Origin of the sequence: Agriterribacter sp. (assembly GCF_035497235.1) — a bacterium.
In the GTDB taxonomy this organism is placed as follows: domain Bacteria; phylum Bacteroidota; class Bacteroidia; order Chitinophagales; family Chitinophagaceae; genus Agriterribacter.
Window position 1 is genome coordinate 152,505 of sequence record NZ_DATJEB010000006.1, and the last position, 16,316, is coordinate 168,820.

Below are 16,316 nucleotides of genomic sequence, written 5' to 3' on the forward strand. Positions count from 1 at the left end.
TACAAGTATGCGTTTCACTGCTCTTATTAACCTCGAAGAAAACCTGCTCCATACCGGAAATAACGGAGAATATACGTTAGCTAAAATAGCTATCCCGGTTAAAGGAGAAGATATTATTTTAAACGGTATGCTTACCACGCCCAAAAACCGCTCTAAATATTACTATGCCGTTGAACATCCCAAGCAAAGAATAGTACTTCATTTCACAGCCGGGCAGCTTCGTTCCGATTTGTCGGCATTAACGAGAGATAATTATCACGTTTCGGTAGCTTTTGTAATTGGGCGGGATGGCACTGTTTACCAGTTGTTTTCTTCAAAATACTGGTCTGGTCATTTGGGTAAGGGCATTGGCAACACCAATACCGGTAATGCGCAGGATAAATGCACCATAGGTATAGAAATTTCTAATTACGGTTATCTAACCGAACGTAACGGAAATTTGGAAACTTATTATTCCAGGCAAAAAAATGCAGAAGGGCAGGAGGGTCCTGTTGATGTGTATTGTTCGTTAACTGAAAAGCAAGCCTGGCTTAAAACAGGCAGCCCTTTCCGCGGTCAGTCGTACTACGCCGCCTACACCAATGAGCAAATGGAAAGTGTGGTAATATTACTTCGTTATCTAACTGCCCAGTATAATATACCCAGGGTTTTTTTACCGGAACCGGAACGCTACCAGGCTACGGAAGCGGTACTCTCTTTTAAGGGTATTGTATCGCATATCAATTACCGGCCAACGGGTAAATGGGATATTGGCCCGGCATTCCACTGGGATAAAGTGATCACTAATGTACAGGCGCCGGTATTTGAACCCCAATATATAAAAGCGGAAAATATGCCTGCAGCCAGGGGGATGCGCGGAGACGCGGATATGCCCCTTCGTTCGGAGGAACAATTAGACGCCTTATTGCCGGAGCCGATAGATGCGTCTTTTGAAAATGAGCCTTATGAAGAATTACCACATTTGGATAAATGAATGAATAGCAGGATACATAAAAAATTTTGCCGCTATGCGTGAAAATGAATCAAACGATAATTTGAGCCGGGAAATGTCTCAGCTTAAAACGCTAACCAGGAAAAAGGCCGGAGCGCGTAATTTTCTGGATGATATTATTATTGAGTTTTCGGGAGCTAATGCTGTTATAGCCAAAGTTCTTCCGGAAAATGAAAAGAACATCCTGCTGAGAATAGGCACTACTAATATTTGTTTTTGCGTTGTTGCATTAACAGGGATAGGCTATATTTTTTTCTTCTCCTTAGAAAACTGGATTGCGGTTATTTTTTTACTTGTAGTAGCGGCTCTGTTCAGTTATTGCCTGAAAACCTCCTTCAGCGCCAGTTTATTGCATTCAAAAAAGCAGCCGGGATGGGTATTGATTCTAAAACGCGTTTTAGTAACATTATGTTTAATCGTTAGCCTGGCAGGTATTGCCATGTGGATTTTTGCAAAACCAATAAATATGCTGGCAAAACATCCCTATTACGAAGAGGAATATAATAAGTACCGGAATGCGTTAATGAAAACAGAAGTTTCAGGTTTTGGCGACTCGCTCCGGGAAAATTACTCCATAGCTGATTATTTAGCAACAGTTAAGGAGAATAGCAGATTGATACAGATTAACGATGGATTGGATCAAAAGAAACGCGAGATCGTTGCCTTCATTCCTTCTTATTATGCCAGAATTAATTACGATGATAGTGTTAGAAACACTTTTTCAATTCCTGGCGGAGGTGCAAATAAATACACAGCTATTTTACCTTTTACTTTTCCTGGAAAAGACAGTGTTAAAACAGATAATTTGTATGGCTTGGCAGGCATATCGTTTGTTAATGATAGCATGGGAAATGTGAGGGTATTACAAAACTATTATGATAGCATTTTTATAACAAGGTCACAGATTGATTCTATTTACACTACACAAAATATATTAAAATTCCTGATAGGGAACGCCGGTAAAAAAATACGGGCAAACGCTCATCTTGGTCCTTTAGATGCGGATTTCGTACACTTTTATAATCAGTATTTTGTTGATAATATAGTTAACTCCGGCGCTTTTCTTCGTATTCAGTCCGCTACAAAAACATGGTTGCAAAAGCAATCTGCTATTGATCATCAGCCATTATCGGTCAGGGATAAAATGAACGGCTTTTACGCGTTTATCTCGTTAAACGAGTCTAATACAATATTTGTGGTTATGCTGTTGTTTTTCATCGTATCTTTTTTATATCAATTAATGAAGGCCAACTTTAAAGAACTCAGGGAATCCAAATATCCTGTACTGGTAAGCCTGTATCAAAACCTGGAATCAACGAGGATGGAATCCATTGAAGAAGGATTGTCTGACAATATACACGTTGGCGCCACTACACAAATCTCTGCAGAAGAAAAGATCAGGAAACAGGCCAGAACAAGCCTTGAACAAATTAAGAATTTTGGAACAGTGGGTTATTATATGCAGAGCGGACAGGAGCTGGAAACCGCCGGCGATTATAATGCCGCGCTTGAAAAATATGCCAAAGGATACGAGCATTTTCCGGACGAGTACGAATTTCTGAAAAAAAGGGCGGACGTATTTTTAAAGAAGAAAGATATCAATCAGTCGTTGGAATATTTAAAGCTATATAATGAAAAAAGGAATAATGTAACGGTTGAAAATAATCTTAAACGTGGCTTTTCCCTTGCCTTTTTTAGTATGAATAACCACCCGTTTTATGGTGATCTGTCGTGGCCGCTGAACAGGCAAATGAATATTTTATTGGGCAAAAACGGTTATGGCAAAAGCCACCTGCTGTCTATACTACTTGCATTGGTACAAAACGATATTGAAAAAACAAAAGAATTTACGCCATCCGGTTCCAATACGTCAGACCGGACGGAAACCCAAAAAAATCCGGACGATTTGGTTGTTACGCTTTCCACTGAAGAACAAATGCTACTGAACGCGGAACAGCTTGAAAAATTAGCATCAGTGAATGATGCCACCCAAAAGGACACGTTGGAAGATGATTTTCGGGATGCATATAAAAGAATTAGCTTTTCCGCAGCGGGTTTAACCAGTTTGCCCGGAAAAATTCCGGTGCTGGCTATTGCTGATGCCCGGTTTATTGATAAATCGCCCAATGTGCTGAGCCGTTCCACGGAGCATATAGATATCCGCTTAGATTCGGCAAAGCATTTTCTTTATCAAAAACCATACGGAGGTGTAATTGAAAATGCGTTATACCGGGTTTGCCAGTTGTATTTTGAAAGGAACGCCTCCTCCGGAAAAATGGTAATTATTGAGCTGATTGAAAACATTTTTCAGGAATTGACAGGTAGCCGTTTTGAACTTAAAAAAATTGAATCCAGATCCAACACGGAGTATGAAATATTAGTTAGTACGGAAGGCACCGAAACGCTGCCTATTCAGAAGGTATCACAGGGCACATTTTCAGTTATTTCCATCGTAATAGTCATTTATAATTATTTGAGGGCAAGATATCCGGCTGTTAATGATAATGAGGTAACAGGCCGGCAGGCAATTGTATTTATTGATGAGGTGGATGCGCACCTGCATCCGGCCTGGCAACAAAAGATTGTAAATATTTTACGAACAACGTTTCCGTTCGTTCAGTTTTTTATAACAGCGCATAGCCCGCTGGTGGTAGCCGGAAGCAGAAAAGGAGAAGTGGCAGTTTTACGCAAAACACAAAAAGGTTTTGCGATGGAGTTTTTTGAAAATGATTTTATTGGTTATCAGCCGGAAGAATTATTCAGGGAAATTTTTGAAATGGAATCTTACGATGAAACCTATCTGAAATATAACGCGTTGCTGCCATTTAAGCAAAGCTATGAACAGGATATTAAAGCCTTAAGCGCCAAAGAAAGAAGAAGCGATGAAGAAGAACAGCAGTTAAAAAAAAGGCTTAACGACTTGTATTATATGAATGTGGTTGCCCAACGATCGGGAGAAATAAAGCAGGAAGAAGAAATGAAAAAAGCAAGCGGGACGGCGAAGAATTTGTTTAATATTTAAAACCAGTGTATGACAGAAAGCCAGAAAAAGGGACTGCTTGAACTTTTCACTGCAAGCTCACTTAGTGAAATTAATTCCAGCCCGAATAATATTTTAAAGGCAGTGGGGGTTCAGGAGCCTGAGCAATTAAGCGCGATTGAAGGATATGGCGCGTATTATAAAATGATGTCTGATATAGTCTGGGAAATTGAAAGTATAAAGGGTACAGCATCACAGGAGGAACAAACCAAAAGGGCAATTCAACTATTGGGGGATAAAGTGAAAAAGGTTAATAATGATGCGGTTGCGGCTACGGACAAATTGATTGGTTTCGTTCTCTTTAATCAGTGGAGTCACGAAAATCAGCAACGCTATACCACAGGAAAACAGTTGCTGCTCGACTGGGTTCATTTTTTTATTTCCTATACCAATTCCAGCACGCCGGCTATTAATAACACGTATAAAAGCCTGTTGAAATCGCGATTGGGTGTTGAATATTTAAACGCCAATAAAGAAAAGATGAATCTCATAGCGGCCCTGCTCTACAAGTTTTTTAATACGCAGCGGGTAAGCACTTTTTATGACAAGGAAAAAATAGATTGGGGTGATGAATGGAAAGATAAAATATTCTCTTATTCCGCTAAATCATTCGCATTTGTTCAGTTTATAGAGCCTGATATTTTTTATGGAACAAGCGATAAAAACTATTGTTATAAGGAATACGTTTCTTATACGAAGTCTGTCTCTAAACTTACGGAGGATAATAAACTACAAGAGGTTAAACCTGTTTATTTCTTTATCATTTCCAATCCTGCCAGGACTCAAGATTATGAATTCAAACCTGCTAATTTAGATGAAGCTGCTCCGGAACTGGGTAAGTGGGCGGATGAGGTGAAGGGTAAACAATACTTTACGCTTCACTCTAAAATGACCGATGATGAATTGCTCATTGAAATTCAAAAAGCAGCCAGAGCTATAGTGGAAAAAAAGAAATCTGTTATTGAACAATTCTTGAATTCGTTTTAAATTAAAATGTGCTTTATTAACGGCTGGCTTTTCCGTTTGTGGTTACCTATTAAAAAGAACCATTTAATAAATGGGGAGGAATCTTTGCGGGTTGCTCTATTCCTGTGCCAAATGTGAAACGTGAGAAGATGCTGTCTCAAGAGGGCGGGTATAGAAGATATGCCACTATGCTCCAAGACACGAAGTCCTGATCTTCAGGTTTTATTTTCTTCGTACCCCTGCCTGCCGGCAGGTTAACCACTTTGTGGCAAAATATTACTTTTTAGACAGCCCCTTTGCTTTTGAATAACATCCTTTCAACCCCGGTTATTTTACGCGGGCTGGATTATTGATAACGAAATTTTCCCAGCTGCTTTTTGTTTTACGCCCTGCCTTAGACTGTTTATCCTGCAGTGGAGACGTCATTTGAAACTGATGGCAAACCGCCACAGCCAATGCATCAGAGGCGTCAAAAGCCGGGGAAGCGGAAGAAAGATTAGCGATCCGCTGCAGCATTTTCCATACCTGTTCCTTATCGGCATTGCCGTTGCCGGTTATAGATTGTTTTACCTTCCTGGGAGAATACTCAGTTACCGGTATACCCGCCTGCATAGCTACGGCAATAGCAACACCCTGCGCCCGCCCCAACTTAAGCATGCTTTGTACATTTTTGCCAAAAAAAGGAGCTTCAATAGCAAAGTGCTGGGGGTGAAAAGTGCTGATAATGCCTGTTATTCTTTGCTGTATGATATGTAATCTTTCGTAATGATCTTTTTTAGCCGATAGTTTTATGGCATCCATTTCCAATAATTGTATGGCTCTGCCGTTTACAGCAATAACGCCATAACCCATTACAAGAGTGCCGGGGTCAATACCTAAAATGATCTGGCTGTTATTTTGCAAAATGAACCGGTTTTAAAAATGATTGTACCAAACAAAAGTATCAAAATATTCCTCAACCGGGTAATAGGGCCGGTATTGTTTGCAGCGCTAAGCTATAGTATTTACCGGCAATTGCTGCAGCAACCCAATCTCAACCAATCTTTGCAGCATATTCAGTCGGCGGTATACGGATCGCAGGCCTGGAAATTTTGGCTCGCCATTATGCTGATGGGGCTGAACTGGCTCATTGAGGCCTGTAAATGGAAAATTTTAATGCAGCCCTTAGAGCCTGTTTCGTTACAGCATTCCTTAAAGGCGGTACTGGCAGGACTTGCTTTTGGCTTTGGCACGCCAAACCGGGTTGGCGAATATGGAGGCAGGGCTTTATATATTAGCGAAGGAAAACGGATCAGTTCTTTATCCTTAACTGTTATTGGAAGCTTCAGCCAGTTGCTCATCACTTTATTTTTTGGAAGCCTGGGTATTTTGATTATGGAAACCGGTACTACGGAATGGACGTTTGCCATACATGCAGGCGTATATGTGATAGCTGCTTTTTGCACCTGCCTGTATTTTCGGTTAGGGTGGATAGTGCGTATTGCACAAAAACTGAAATTACCTGAAAAATGGTTGCAACCTTTTATGGCTGTACATGCTGTTAGTGTTACAGTTTTGTTAAGAGTATTATGCCTGTCGGCTGTGCGGTATCTTGTATTCCTTTGCCAGTATATATTGCTGCTGGAGGTGATGCATGTGTATGTGGGATGGTGGAACGCCTTCTGGTTAATAAGTGTATTATATCTTATATTAGCGGTTGTTCCTACTATGGCGTTACTTGAACTGGGTATAAGAGGTAAAGCGGGTATCCTGCTCTTTCAAACTTTCAGTGCAAACACAGTGGGAATATATGCAGCGTCTACAGGCATTTGGCTTGTTAACCTGGTATTGCCTGCTTTGGCAGGCGGTTTGCTTGCTGTAAGGCATAAAATATTTAATGTTAAACGATGAGGCGAAAAGTTTTCAGTACATTTTTACTGGTATTGATCAGCATTCAGCTTAGTGCAGACAGCGATTTTTGCGGGATCAGCAACAGTAGCTTTTCTTCAGGCGAAAGAATAACCCTCAAAGTGTTTTATAATGTGGTGGGCTTGTATGTAGATGCGGGTACCGCTACTTTTAATGCGCAATTAGAGAATTATAACGGCAAGCCTGTATATCATGCGGTAGGGGAAGGATGGTCCAACTCTTCTTACGACTGGATATTTAAGGTGCGCGACAGGTATGAAACCTATATGGATACGGCAACTCTTAAGCCTTATCGGTTTATACGAAATGTGCAGGAAGGAAATTATAAGAAATACGAAAACGCCAGTTTTAATCACGAAGCAAAAAGCGTGGTTACCACCAGGGGCGTTTTTAAAGCGCCGGATTGTATGCAGGATATCATAAGCGCGGTATACTATGCACGCAATATTGACTTTTCTAAATACAAACCAAACGATAAAATTAATCTGAGCGTATTCCTCGATGACGAGATGCACGAAATTTACATCCGGTATATCGGAAAGGAAACCATCAAAACCCGCTACGGAAAATTCAGGGCTATTAAGTTCAGGCCTTTCCTTATCAAAGGAACGGTATTTGAAGGTGGCGAAAAAATGACGGTGTGGGTAAGCGATGATGCCAATCATCTTCCCCTGCGTATTGAAAGCCCTATTGTGGTGGGTAATATCAAAGCCGATATGATGGGCTACCGCAACCTGCGTTACCCGTTAACCTCGATGATTAAATTTAGATAAGTGAGTGGTCAATGGTCAGTTGTGAATAGTGAGACGTGAGAAGAGAGAGATGAGTAGTGAATTGTGGCATGCACATCCTGCAACCTATTCACAAACCATAAACTTCCAAACTGCAAACTTTCATTTACTACATGCGGAGAGGTTATTCCTGATATAATAGCTTTTATAGCTTTTTGATCCGGGATCCGTGCAGCCTTCAAGGTTAAGCAGTTCTACTTTACGGAAATCAATTTCCTGGCCTTCGCTTTGCAGGGCTATGAATCCTGACGACAATAATTTTCCGTCTATTTTAATTTTGGGGTCATAATTATTGGCCACACCGCCGCCAATTTGAGGTTGGGTATATTGCAGTACGGTATCGCCGTTAATAATATGTGTGATCAGCGAATCGCCCAGCACAATAGCTTCCGCCCTAACCCATTGCTCCCCCTCATAGGTTTCGGAAGAAGAATTGATGCAATGCCTCGGATCTATTTTGCCGTTATACACCACGTCTGTTCCCGGCGAACACATATTGCCTGTAGGGCGCGGTTTGCCATCGCCCAGCCCGGCCAAAAACTGCATTTCAACCGATATGGGCCAATCCTGTTCGCGTGGCATGGTTCGCGGATCCTGCGCGTGAAGCATTACGCCGCTATTCTTTAAAGTGTATTCCGGCGCGTCTTTACGCCATATACCCGTGAAGCGGTATTCTACCACCAGGTGATAGTAGGAAAAAGGTTGCTTAAAATATAAATGTCCGTAACGGTTATTAAAGCTGTCGTACTGGTTGTAGCGCACTTTAATCAATCCGTCTTCAACACGAAAAGTATTACCGAAATTATCACCTGTTTCATGGTGATGGATTTTTACCATCCAGTCATTAATATCCTTACCGTTAAAGAGTGATATCCAGTCTTCCTTATCCGCGCTCCTATTCATGCTTTTTTGAGTGCTGCAGGAACTGTACAGGAGCATCGTTAAAGCCAGGCCGCATATAACTTTTTTCATCATCATTTTTTAAAAATGGTAGTAACGTTATTATTTTCCAGGTCTGCACTATGCGCTGGCCTTTCCTATATGGTATGTTTTTAACAGCTATTATCTATCCTATTTCCTCCAGCTTAAACACCTCCTTCATTCTTATTCCTCTTTCCGTCATTTGCAGTGTACAGCATTCATATAAGTGATCGTGTTCAAAAAATAAGATAAAATTATTTTGCAGCGCTTCCTGCAGAAATGCTTTCTTTTCCTGTAGCGTGGTTAAAGGAAACATATCATAAGCCATAACGTAGGGTATGGGTATATGCCCCACCGAGGGCAGCAGGTCGGCCACATATACCAGTGTTCTTCCTTTGTAATTATTGATCTGCGGAAGCATCATGGCGCGCGTATGCCCGTTCACGAAACGAATAGTTACATTGCCGGAGAAGGCAATATCTTCCTTTACTTCTATAAATTTCAGTTTACCGCTGTCCTGTATAGGTTGTATATTTTCTTTCAGGAAAGAAGCCTTTTCCCTGTCGTTGGGTTTGGTTGCCCATTGCCAGTGTTGTTCATTGCTCCAGTAAGTAGCGTTTTTAAAGGCAGGCGCCATTTTGTTTTTTTCAACTACAATAGCTCCGCCCACATGGTCAAAATGCAAATGTGTAAGCAATACATCCGTAATGTCGTTGCGGTGAAAGCCATGCCTGGCAAGCGATTTATCCATTGTATCATCTCCATGCAGGTAATAGTGGCTGAAAAATTTAGCATCCTGTTTGTTTCCGATGCCGGTATCTACGAGAATAAGGCGATCGCCGTCTTCAATGAGCAGGCAACGCATAGCCCAGGTGCAGAGATTATTTTCATCGGCAGGATTTACTTTGTTCCACATGTTTTTAGGTACTACGCCAAACATGGCGCCGCCATCTAATTTAAAATACCCGGTGTTGATGGAGTAAAGTTTCATATCGCAACGTTAACGAATTTTGAAATACGAATATAGATGCTTTTTCGCATCTGCCGCTACCGGTATTGTGGCAGCGCTTTACCGGGCTGAGCGTGATCCATGAACAGCTTGCTGCACCCATTATTCTGCATTTTAGGCCGCTGCCTCATATCTTTACAAGCTTCCACTTTCCTTTTCTGAATATTAAAAATGAAACAATAGTAATAGCTGTTTCAGCCACGGGTATGGCGGTAAACACGCCTGCCGGCCCCCAGCTAAACGTATTGGCCATCAGCCATGCTATGGGTATCTGGAAAAACCAGAATCCAAACAGGTTTACCCATGTGGGCGTACGGGTATCCCCTGCGCCATTAAATGCGTTGGATATTACCATACCTATTCCATAAAAAATATAGCCCGCGCTGATAATGCGCATAGCCAGCACGGCATAGGCTTTTACATCGGGTTCCGCTGTAAAAAAGGAAGCGACCCATTCTGCAAACAGCAGAAATATGCACGATACAATACCCATGAACAGGGCATTGTATTTTACGGTTTTAACTACCGCCTCCTGTGCGCGCCCGGGCAGGCCGGCTCCAAGGTTCTGCCCTACCAGTGTAGCCGCAGCATTGCTCATACCCCAGGCGGGTAATATAAAAAACATCACCACCCTTAAAGCAATCTGGTATCCGGCGGAAGCCTCACTGTGACCCGTATGCGCCACAATGCCTGCCAGTACAATCCAACTGCCTGATCCTATAAGAAACTGCAGGGAACCCGGCCAGGCAATATTAGCGAGCGACTTCAGTATGCTCCATACCGGCTTAAAATGGTGCAGGGAGATTTGTATAACGCCCTTTCCGTTAAATAAATGATACAACTGGTATACCACACCAACTCCTCTTCCGATAGTTGTGGCCAAAGCAGCGCCCGTTAACCCAAATGCAGGAACAGGTCCCCACCCGCGTATAAGCAGCGGGCATAAAATAATATTACAGATATTGGCCAGCCATAAACTCTTCATGGCAATCATGGGGTTACCCGCTCCCCTGAATATGCCATTGATCAGGAAGAGCAGCATAATTACCATGCTGCCGCCCATAATAATGCGGGTATAGGTTGTGCCTTCCGTAATCGCGGCACGCTCTGCACCCATCATCCGCAGGATGTCGGCTGCAAAAACTACGCCCAGGGCACTTATTACAACAGTAGTGGCAATAGATAGTATGATGGATTGCCCTGCCGCGCGGGCTGCTTCCGGCTTGTTTTTTTCACCAATGCGTCTTGCTACCATAGCGCTTGCCGCCATACTAATGCCCATAGCCAGTGAATACACAATGGTAATAACAGATTCGGTTAATCCCACGGTTGAAGTGGCATGCTTGCCCAGGTGGCTCACAAAAAATATATCCACAACAGCAAATACGCTCTCCATGCTCATTTCAAGCATCATAGGAATGGCCAGTAAAATTACCGCTTTGCGTGTGCTGCCGGATGTATAGTCTTGCTCCTTCCCGCTAACCGCTTCTTTTAGTAAAGTCCAGGCAGAAGGAGAAACCCGCCACCCGTTGCCGCTTTTAGTCATGTAAAAAAATTGAGTGCTGAAAAATGATTACAATTGGAAAATAAAACCGCTAACTCCGGGGAGTTAAAAAGCCGGATTTCGGTACAGGAAGGTGGCGCTATGGCCTTATTGTATTTTCATCGTGCGTTCTGTTGAAGCATGCAAAAATAATCAATGGTTTTGGATTTCAAAACTTAACCGCTACCACTCATCAAAAAATCATTTTACTTTTTTGGTGCGGGCAGTCAATCTTTTTGTAATTTCCTTTTTTTTCAAACTACTATTATGAGAGCTAAAGTGCGGTTTCAGCTATCGTTCATGATGTTCCTTGAGTTTTTTGTATGGGGAGCGTGGTATAGTGCCATAGCGGTTTACATGTCATCCAATGGCATGAAAAACCTAACCCATTGGCCTTTTACCGTAAACGCCATAGCCGCCATTGTTGCACCCTTTTTTGTAGGGCTGATAGCAGACCGTTATTTTGCCACCCAAAAAGTGTTAGGCATTCTGCATATACTGGGCGCCGTTTTTATGTTTATAACGCCTTCGCTTACCGGTAGTCCTGTATTGTTTATTTTATCGCTGCTGGCCTATAATATTTGTTATATGCCTACCATGAGCCTTGCCAACACACTGGCATTTCATCAAATGACACAGCAGGAAAAACAATTTCCCGTTATCAGGGTATTTGGTACCATTGGCTGGATAGCCGCCGGACTAACCATTAGTTTTGTACTGGCTTCATTTGTGCAGGGGGGGGTACAACCCGAAGCCACGGCGCTTCCCTTGTATCTTACAGCAGGTGGCAGCCTTTTGCTGGGCTTGTATAGCTTCACCTTACCTCATACGCCACCGCCGGCCGCAGGTAAAAAAGTAAGCGCCCGAACCATTATTGGGGTGGATGCGTTTAAAAAATTAGGCAGCCGTTCCTTTTATGTTTTTTTGATCAGCTCCCTGCTGATATGTATTCCATTGGCTGTATATTATAATTATACCCAGTTATTTCTGGAGAACTCCCAGTTTAAAAATATTGCGGCAACCCAAACCATTGGGCAAGCCTCTGAAATGATTTTTATGCTTTTGATACCGCTATTTTTCAGGAGGCTGGGCGTTAAATGGATGCTTGCTGTGGGTATGCTGGCCTGGGTAATCAGGTACGGCCTTTTTGCCGCCGCCGCTCCGGAAACAACTACATGGATGATAATGGCCGGCATTGCTTTACATGGCATTTGCTACGATTTCTTTTTTGTAACCGGGCAAATTTATATGGATAAAAAGGCCAGTCCCGAAATACGGGGGCAGGCGCAGGGCCTAATGATCTTTGTAACCTATGGTGTAGGGATGCTTATCGGCACCCAAATTGCAGGCGAGCTGTATAATAGTTTCCTTGGAAACGGAACTGCCCTTTCATTACTTCAATGGAGGGATTTTTGGTGGATACCCGCTACATTTGCCGGCGGCGTGCTGTTGTTTTTTATTGTTGCGTTTAATGAAAAAATTAAATAGGTGAATAGTGAATGGTTAATTGTGAGTTAGCCCACTGACTACCCCACCCACCATAATGATCTTAACATCACAAACTATATAATATCATGCAAAAAATTGCTATGCTCGGCTCCGGGTTTATTGGAAGGTTTTATGCAGATTCACTGCAGGGATACCGTAACAAAGACAAAATTGTAAGCGTTTACTCCCGCCGCGAAGAAAGTGCTAAAAAATTTGCACAGGATTATAATGTACCCTATTGGACAATTGCTATGGAAGAAGCTATTGCCCGTGCTGAGGTAGATGTGGTATGTATATCGTTACCGAATCATTTACACGAAGAAGCGGTATTGCTTTGCTGCAAACACAAAAAAGCGGTAATGACCACCAAGCCCCTGGGCAGGAACGCGGCAGAAGCTAAACGCATGCTGGAAGCGGTGGAAAAGGCCGGTATATTTAACGGGTATCTTGAAGACCTGGTGTACACGCCCAAATTCATTAAAGCCCATGAAAGCGTTAAGAATGGAGCATTAGGCAGAATACTCTGGGCCAAATCAAGGGAAACGCATCCCGGCCCCCACAGCGAGTGGTTCTGGAATATTGAACAGGCAGGCGGTGGATGTATACTTGATCTGGGCTGTCATTGTGTGGAAATTACCCGCAGCTATATTGGTAAAGATATACGGCCTGTTGAGGTTATGTGCTGGGCCGATACACAGGTAAAACCCATTGATGCCGAAGATCATAGCATTGGGTTAGTGAAATATGAAAACGGCGCTATTGCCCAGTTTGAAGTAAGCTGGACCTTTCGCGGCGGGCTCGACCTGCGCGATGAAGTAATGGGAACAGAAGGAACCATCTGGATAAACAGCTTTTTGCGTACGGGTTTTGAAATGTTTACCACGGGCAAAAGCGCCGATTATGTGGCCGAAAAAGCGGAAAGCAACAGCGGCTGGTTATTTCCCGTAGGTGATGAACTGAATGAACTGGGTTATAATCACATGTTCATGGATATGTTCAATTCGCTGGAACAGGGCATACCCCCTAAGGAAACCTTTTACGATGGCTACGTGGTCAACTGTATTTTGGATGCGGCCTACCGTTCTGCAAAAAGCAAACTGTGGGAGCCCGTGCAATTGGATATATGGCGGGGAAAAACCGGCGTAACTAAAGACAGCCATCTGGTGGAGTACGACAAGGATCACTATTTGGTGAAGGAAGAGGTAACCCATTATGGCGCAAAAAAACTGATACTCAAAGAGAAGGAATCCGGTAAAATAGTTGAAAAAATATTGAATTAGTACTAGGCCGGCAAACCGTATTATGCCGTTGCCTTTTGTGGTACTTCAATTTTCCTGTATCCGCCGCTTTCCGGCGGATTTTTTTTACAGGTATACCGGGCATTTAGGGGGAATTACCGTATGGGTTATCGTTTTATACCTGGCTGGGTTTGGGAATTAGAGCTTTGTTTTGCCTGTATTTTGTTATTCATTTTCTTGCAAGTCGTTTTATTTTTTGGGAGCTATGGCAGCCGAATTAAAACGTACCAATTTATCCCAATCTATTGAACCATTGTTTAGGCAAAAATTGTCTGCAAATTCTTTTGTGAACTTGTTTATCATCTGTGAATATGATTGAATAAAATCGTTATTTCGTTCTTTGGCCTGATGTCCTAATGGCTCTATTATTTTTGTATAAAGGTCTGTGTCACCAGAAATAAACTCCCAAAATCTTTGTCCACAATAGTTGAAATAATCACCCTTGTCTGACTTATTGTCTCTGCCATAGCAGCAACCATTTACTGCGTTGATGTTGAGTTGTGAATTACTTGTACGGAGTGTCCTTTGTGCAGTCTTAGAATCTGCTTTCATCTTACCAATCTGCGAGCTGTTCCCCCAGCTCGGGCCTGATTTTATTGTCACAATATATCTTATGCCGTCTTTGTCGAATTCTAAGTCAATACCGGGGATGCCCGACTTACGGCCATTATATACTTTACCATTAATAAAAATAGCAAGCCCTTCAAGCCAGTCGCCGAAAATTGTTTCTTCTTGTGATGAAATAAACGCATCTGTCAAACTCTTGATAATATCCTGTGCCGTCAGAATATATTTTGCTTTGAAGAGATAGGGATTTTTCTTTTTCAAGATTTTCCTCAACTTCAAATCATTCAGTCCTGCAATTCTCTTTTGATGAAATGTTCCAATATTTTTTTCAACGTATTGCGTAACGTCTTTTAGGTTTAGTTGTTTCATATTTTGCTGCCGGCTCTAATAAATATAATTCTACTGGGTTAACTTGTTCTTTTACCATATCGTAGTATTCGGGAACTATTTCAATTCCAATTGAGTGTCGCTTCATTCTGTTAGCAACTAAAATTGTTGTTCCAGAACCCATAAAGGGGTCAAGTACTGTATCTTTTTCTTTTGTAAACAGTTTAATAAACCATCCAGGAAGTTCTTCAGGAAAAGCAGCACTATGATTTCTATTACTGCATTCTGTTGCCAAATGAAGAACATTAGTGGGAAATGCTTTGTCTCTTGTCAACCAGTTTGAAATGTTTTTACCGAAACCGCTACCTACTTTTGAATTGTCCCGTATTTTATCTGTGTTGCTAAGATTTTTAAGTCTTGATTTTGCCCAATCACCCATTGGAACCATTACTTCATCCTGATACATGTGGAACTTCTTGTCTTTATTAAACTGGAGAAGCCTTTCCCATGCGTCACGAAAGCGATTAGGCCATTTGCCAGGATAACAATTCTTTTTATGCCAGATGAACTCCTCAGTCCAAAGCCAGCCCTGTTTACGCATTTCAATAATTAATTCCATAACGTAAGTACTCCGCTCACCTTCTACAACTTTTTCTTTGGTGTTCAGAATAAAAGTTCCTGTCGGTTTTAAAACTCTAAGCAATTCTTTTGTTATAGGAAGAATCCATTCAACAAATTTGTAGGGATGAATACCTCCATAAGTTCCTTTACGCTGGTCTGCATATGGTGGTGATGTTACAATAAGGTCAACGGAGTTGTCAGAAAGGTTCATGAGCATTGCTTTGCTGTCGCCTAAAAATAAATCTGTTCTTATCTCCATAATGAATGTCCTGTTTATACAAATATAAAACCTTTGTCTTTTAATACTAATAATTTTAGCAATTTTACATCATTGAAAAGCAGTGTGAATGCATTGTTATCTATATTGTATGATTAATCTTTTTACAGGTTACTGCATCTAATATACAGTACCTAAAAAAGAAAGATCATGAAAAAGTTAATGATAATATTATTTACAATGAGCCTTACAACCGGCGCTTTTGCACAAAAAGCAGCTCATGGAGGCATGCATTATGTAAGGCCGCGTTCTGTAATAGTAGTGGGTGGCTATAGCCCTTTTTATGGCTACGGAATTGATCCTTTCTGGGGTTATCCGTATTATTATTATGGCAATCGTTATATGCAGAGCAGGCCTACAAAGCTTGATTTGCAGATAGCGGATATTAAAAATGATTTTCGGCAAAAAATAGATGCCGCCCGCAACGACAGGAGCGTATCAAAGTCCGAAAGAAGAAAAGTGGTACGTAGCCTGAAACACAGCAGGGACCAACAGATAATAGCGGCGCAAAGGAACTATTATAAACTGGGGTAATAGCCCAGTAGTGTACATGACATTACTTCAGGGGT

At 41.9% G+C, this 16,316-nt stretch carries 14 protein-coding genes; 8 read left to right on the forward strand and 6 right to left on the reverse strand.

Annotated features, from left to right (window positions below):
* Positions 1-7: 7 nt before the first annotated feature.
* From VL121_RS01520 to VL121_RS01530, 3 genes are read left to right on the forward strand one after another with little or no spacing between them, the layout of a single operon-like run.
* The gene (locus tag VL121_RS01520) at positions 8-973 is read left to right on the forward strand and encodes an N-acetylmuramoyl-L-alanine amidase (protein WP_325401429.1); all 966 of its coding nucleotides are present in this window, start codon (positions 8-10) and stop codon (positions 971-973) included.
* Between the two features lie 34 nt (positions 974-1,007).
* Positions 1,008-4,013 (forward strand): ATP-binding protein, encoded by a 3,006-nt coding sequence (locus VL121_RS01525; protein WP_325401431.1) that lies wholly within the window; start codon positions 1,008-1,010, stop codon positions 4,011-4,013.
* Between the two features lie 9 nt (positions 4,014-4,022).
* Entirely contained in the window at positions 4,023-5,018 is a 996-nt protein-coding gene (locus tag VL121_RS01530) for a hypothetical protein (protein WP_325401433.1), read from the forward strand.
* Between the two features lie 306 nt (positions 5,019-5,324).
* Here VL121_RS01530 and ruvC read toward each other — a convergent pair whose 3' ends face one another.
* Positions 5,325-5,900 carry a crossover junction endodeoxyribonuclease RuvC gene (gene ruvC / locus VL121_RS01535; RefSeq protein ID WP_325401435.1) on the reverse strand — a complete coding sequence of 192 codons (576 nt, stop codon included), beginning with the start codon at positions 5,898-5,900 and terminating at the stop codon, positions 5,325-5,327.
* 18 nt (positions 5,901-5,918) lie between these two features.
* Here ruvC and VL121_RS01540 point away from each other — a divergent pair, with 18 nt between their 5' ends.
* Positions 5,919-6,887, forward strand: coding sequence for a lysylphosphatidylglycerol synthase domain-containing protein (locus tag VL121_RS01540; RefSeq protein ID WP_325401437.1), 969 nt, complete (start codon positions 5,919-5,921; stop codon positions 6,885-6,887).
* Positions 6,884-7,678, forward strand: a complete 795-nt coding sequence (locus VL121_RS01545) for a DUF3108 domain-containing protein (RefSeq protein WP_325401439.1) — start codon at positions 6,884-6,886, stop codon at positions 7,676-7,678. Before VL121_RS01540 ends, VL121_RS01545 begins: the two co-directional genes overlap by 4 nt.
* A gap of 120 nt (positions 7,679-7,798) precedes the next feature.
* Here VL121_RS01545 and VL121_RS01550 read toward each other — a convergent pair whose 3' ends face one another.
* The 3 genes from VL121_RS01550 to VL121_RS01560 form a co-directional block, all read right to left on the reverse strand.
* Positions 7,799-8,599, reverse strand: coding sequence for a 3-keto-disaccharide hydrolase (locus VL121_RS01550; protein WP_325401441.1), 801 nt, complete (start codon positions 8,597-8,599; stop codon positions 7,799-7,801).
* A 163-nt stretch (positions 8,600-8,762) separates the two neighbouring features.
* A complete protein-coding gene (locus tag VL121_RS01555) occupies positions 8,763-9,608 on the reverse strand; it encodes an MBL fold metallo-hydrolase (RefSeq protein ID WP_325401443.1) in 846 nt (281 codons plus the stop codon).
* 145 nt (positions 9,609-9,753) lie between these two features.
* Positions 9,754-11,172 (reverse strand): MATE family efflux transporter, encoded by a 1,419-nt coding sequence (locus tag VL121_RS01560; RefSeq protein ID WP_325401445.1) that lies wholly within the window; start codon positions 11,170-11,172, stop codon positions 9,754-9,756.
* A 264-nt stretch (positions 11,173-11,436) separates the two neighbouring features.
* Here VL121_RS01560 and VL121_RS01565 point away from each other — a divergent pair, with 264 nt between their 5' ends.
* Both VL121_RS01565 and VL121_RS01570 read left to right on the forward strand, forming a co-directional pair.
* Positions 11,437-12,657 carry an MFS transporter gene (locus VL121_RS01565; RefSeq protein ID WP_325401447.1) on the forward strand — a complete coding sequence of 407 codons (1,221 nt, stop codon included), beginning with the start codon at positions 11,437-11,439 and terminating at the stop codon, positions 12,655-12,657.
* Between the two features lie 86 nt (positions 12,658-12,743).
* Complete coding sequence (locus VL121_RS01570; protein ID WP_325401449.1) at positions 12,744-13,937, forward strand: Gfo/Idh/MocA family protein; 1,194 nt, start codon at positions 12,744-12,746, stop codon at positions 13,935-13,937.
* 207 nt (positions 13,938-14,144) lie between these two features.
* Here the strand turns inward: VL121_RS01570 and VL121_RS01575 are convergent, their stop codons facing one another.
* Positions 14,145-14,891, reverse strand: a complete 747-nt coding sequence (locus tag VL121_RS01575) for a PmeII family type II restriction endonuclease (RefSeq protein WP_325401451.1) — start codon at positions 14,889-14,891, stop codon at positions 14,145-14,147.
* Positions 14,851-15,729: a DNA-methyltransferase gene (locus tag VL121_RS01580; RefSeq protein WP_325401453.1), complete on the reverse strand. Its 879-nt coding sequence runs from the start codon at positions 15,727-15,729 to the stop codon at positions 14,851-14,853. The genes VL121_RS01575 and VL121_RS01580 overlap by 41 nt, the downstream gene beginning before the upstream one ends.
* Before the next feature lie 168 nt (positions 15,730-15,897).
* Between VL121_RS01580 and VL121_RS01585 the strand changes: the two genes are divergently transcribed.
* A complete protein-coding gene (locus VL121_RS01585) occupies positions 15,898-16,281 on the forward strand; it encodes a hypothetical protein (protein ID WP_325401455.1) in 384 nt (127 codons plus the stop codon).
* Positions 16,282-16,316: the final 35 nt, after the last annotated feature.

Bases quoted from the DNA above. Each gene is read 5' to 3' on its own strand.
- VL121_RS01520 (WP_325401429.1), top strand. From the start codon at position 8: ATGCGTTTCACTGCTCTTATTAACCTCGAAGAAAACCTGCTCCATACC.
- VL121_RS01525 (WP_325401431.1), top strand. From the start codon at position 1,008: ATGCGTGAAAATGAATCAAACGATAATTTGAGCCGGGAAATGTCTCAG.
- VL121_RS01530 (WP_325401433.1), top strand. From the start codon at position 4,023: ATGACAGAAAGCCAGAAAAAGGGACTGCTTGAACTTTTCACTGCAAGC.
- VL121_RS01540 (WP_325401437.1), top strand. From the start codon at position 5,919: ATGATTGTACCAAACAAAAGTATCAAAATATTCCTCAACCGGGTAATA.
- VL121_RS01545 (WP_325401439.1), top strand. From the start codon at position 6,884: ATGAGGCGAAAAGTTTTCAGTACATTTTTACTGGTATTGATCAGCATT.
- VL121_RS01550 (WP_325401441.1), bottom strand. From the start codon at position 8,599: ATGAATAGGAGCGCGGATAAGGAAGACTGGATATCACTCTTTAACGGT.
- VL121_RS01555 (WP_325401443.1), bottom strand. From the start codon at position 9,608: ATGAAACTTTACTCCATCAACACCGGGTATTTTAAATTAGATGGCGGC.
- VL121_RS01560 (WP_325401445.1), bottom strand. From the start codon at position 11,172: ATGACTAAAAGCGGCAACGGGTGGCGGGTTTCTCCTTCTGCCTGGACT.
- VL121_RS01565 (WP_325401447.1), top strand. From the start codon at position 11,437: ATGAGAGCTAAAGTGCGGTTTCAGCTATCGTTCATGATGTTCCTTGAG.
- VL121_RS01570 (WP_325401449.1), top strand. From the start codon at position 12,744: ATGCAAAAAATTGCTATGCTCGGCTCCGGGTTTATTGGAAGGTTTTAT.
- VL121_RS01575 (WP_325401451.1), bottom strand. From the start codon at position 14,891: ATGAAACAACTAAACCTAAAAGACGTTACGCAATACGTTGAAAAAAAT.
- VL121_RS01580 (WP_325401453.1), bottom strand. From the start codon at position 15,729: ATGGAGATAAGAACAGATTTATTTTTAGGCGACAGCAAAGCAATGCTC.
- VL121_RS01585 (WP_325401455.1), top strand. From the start codon at position 15,898: ATGAAAAAGTTAATGATAATATTATTTACAATGAGCCTTACAACCGGC.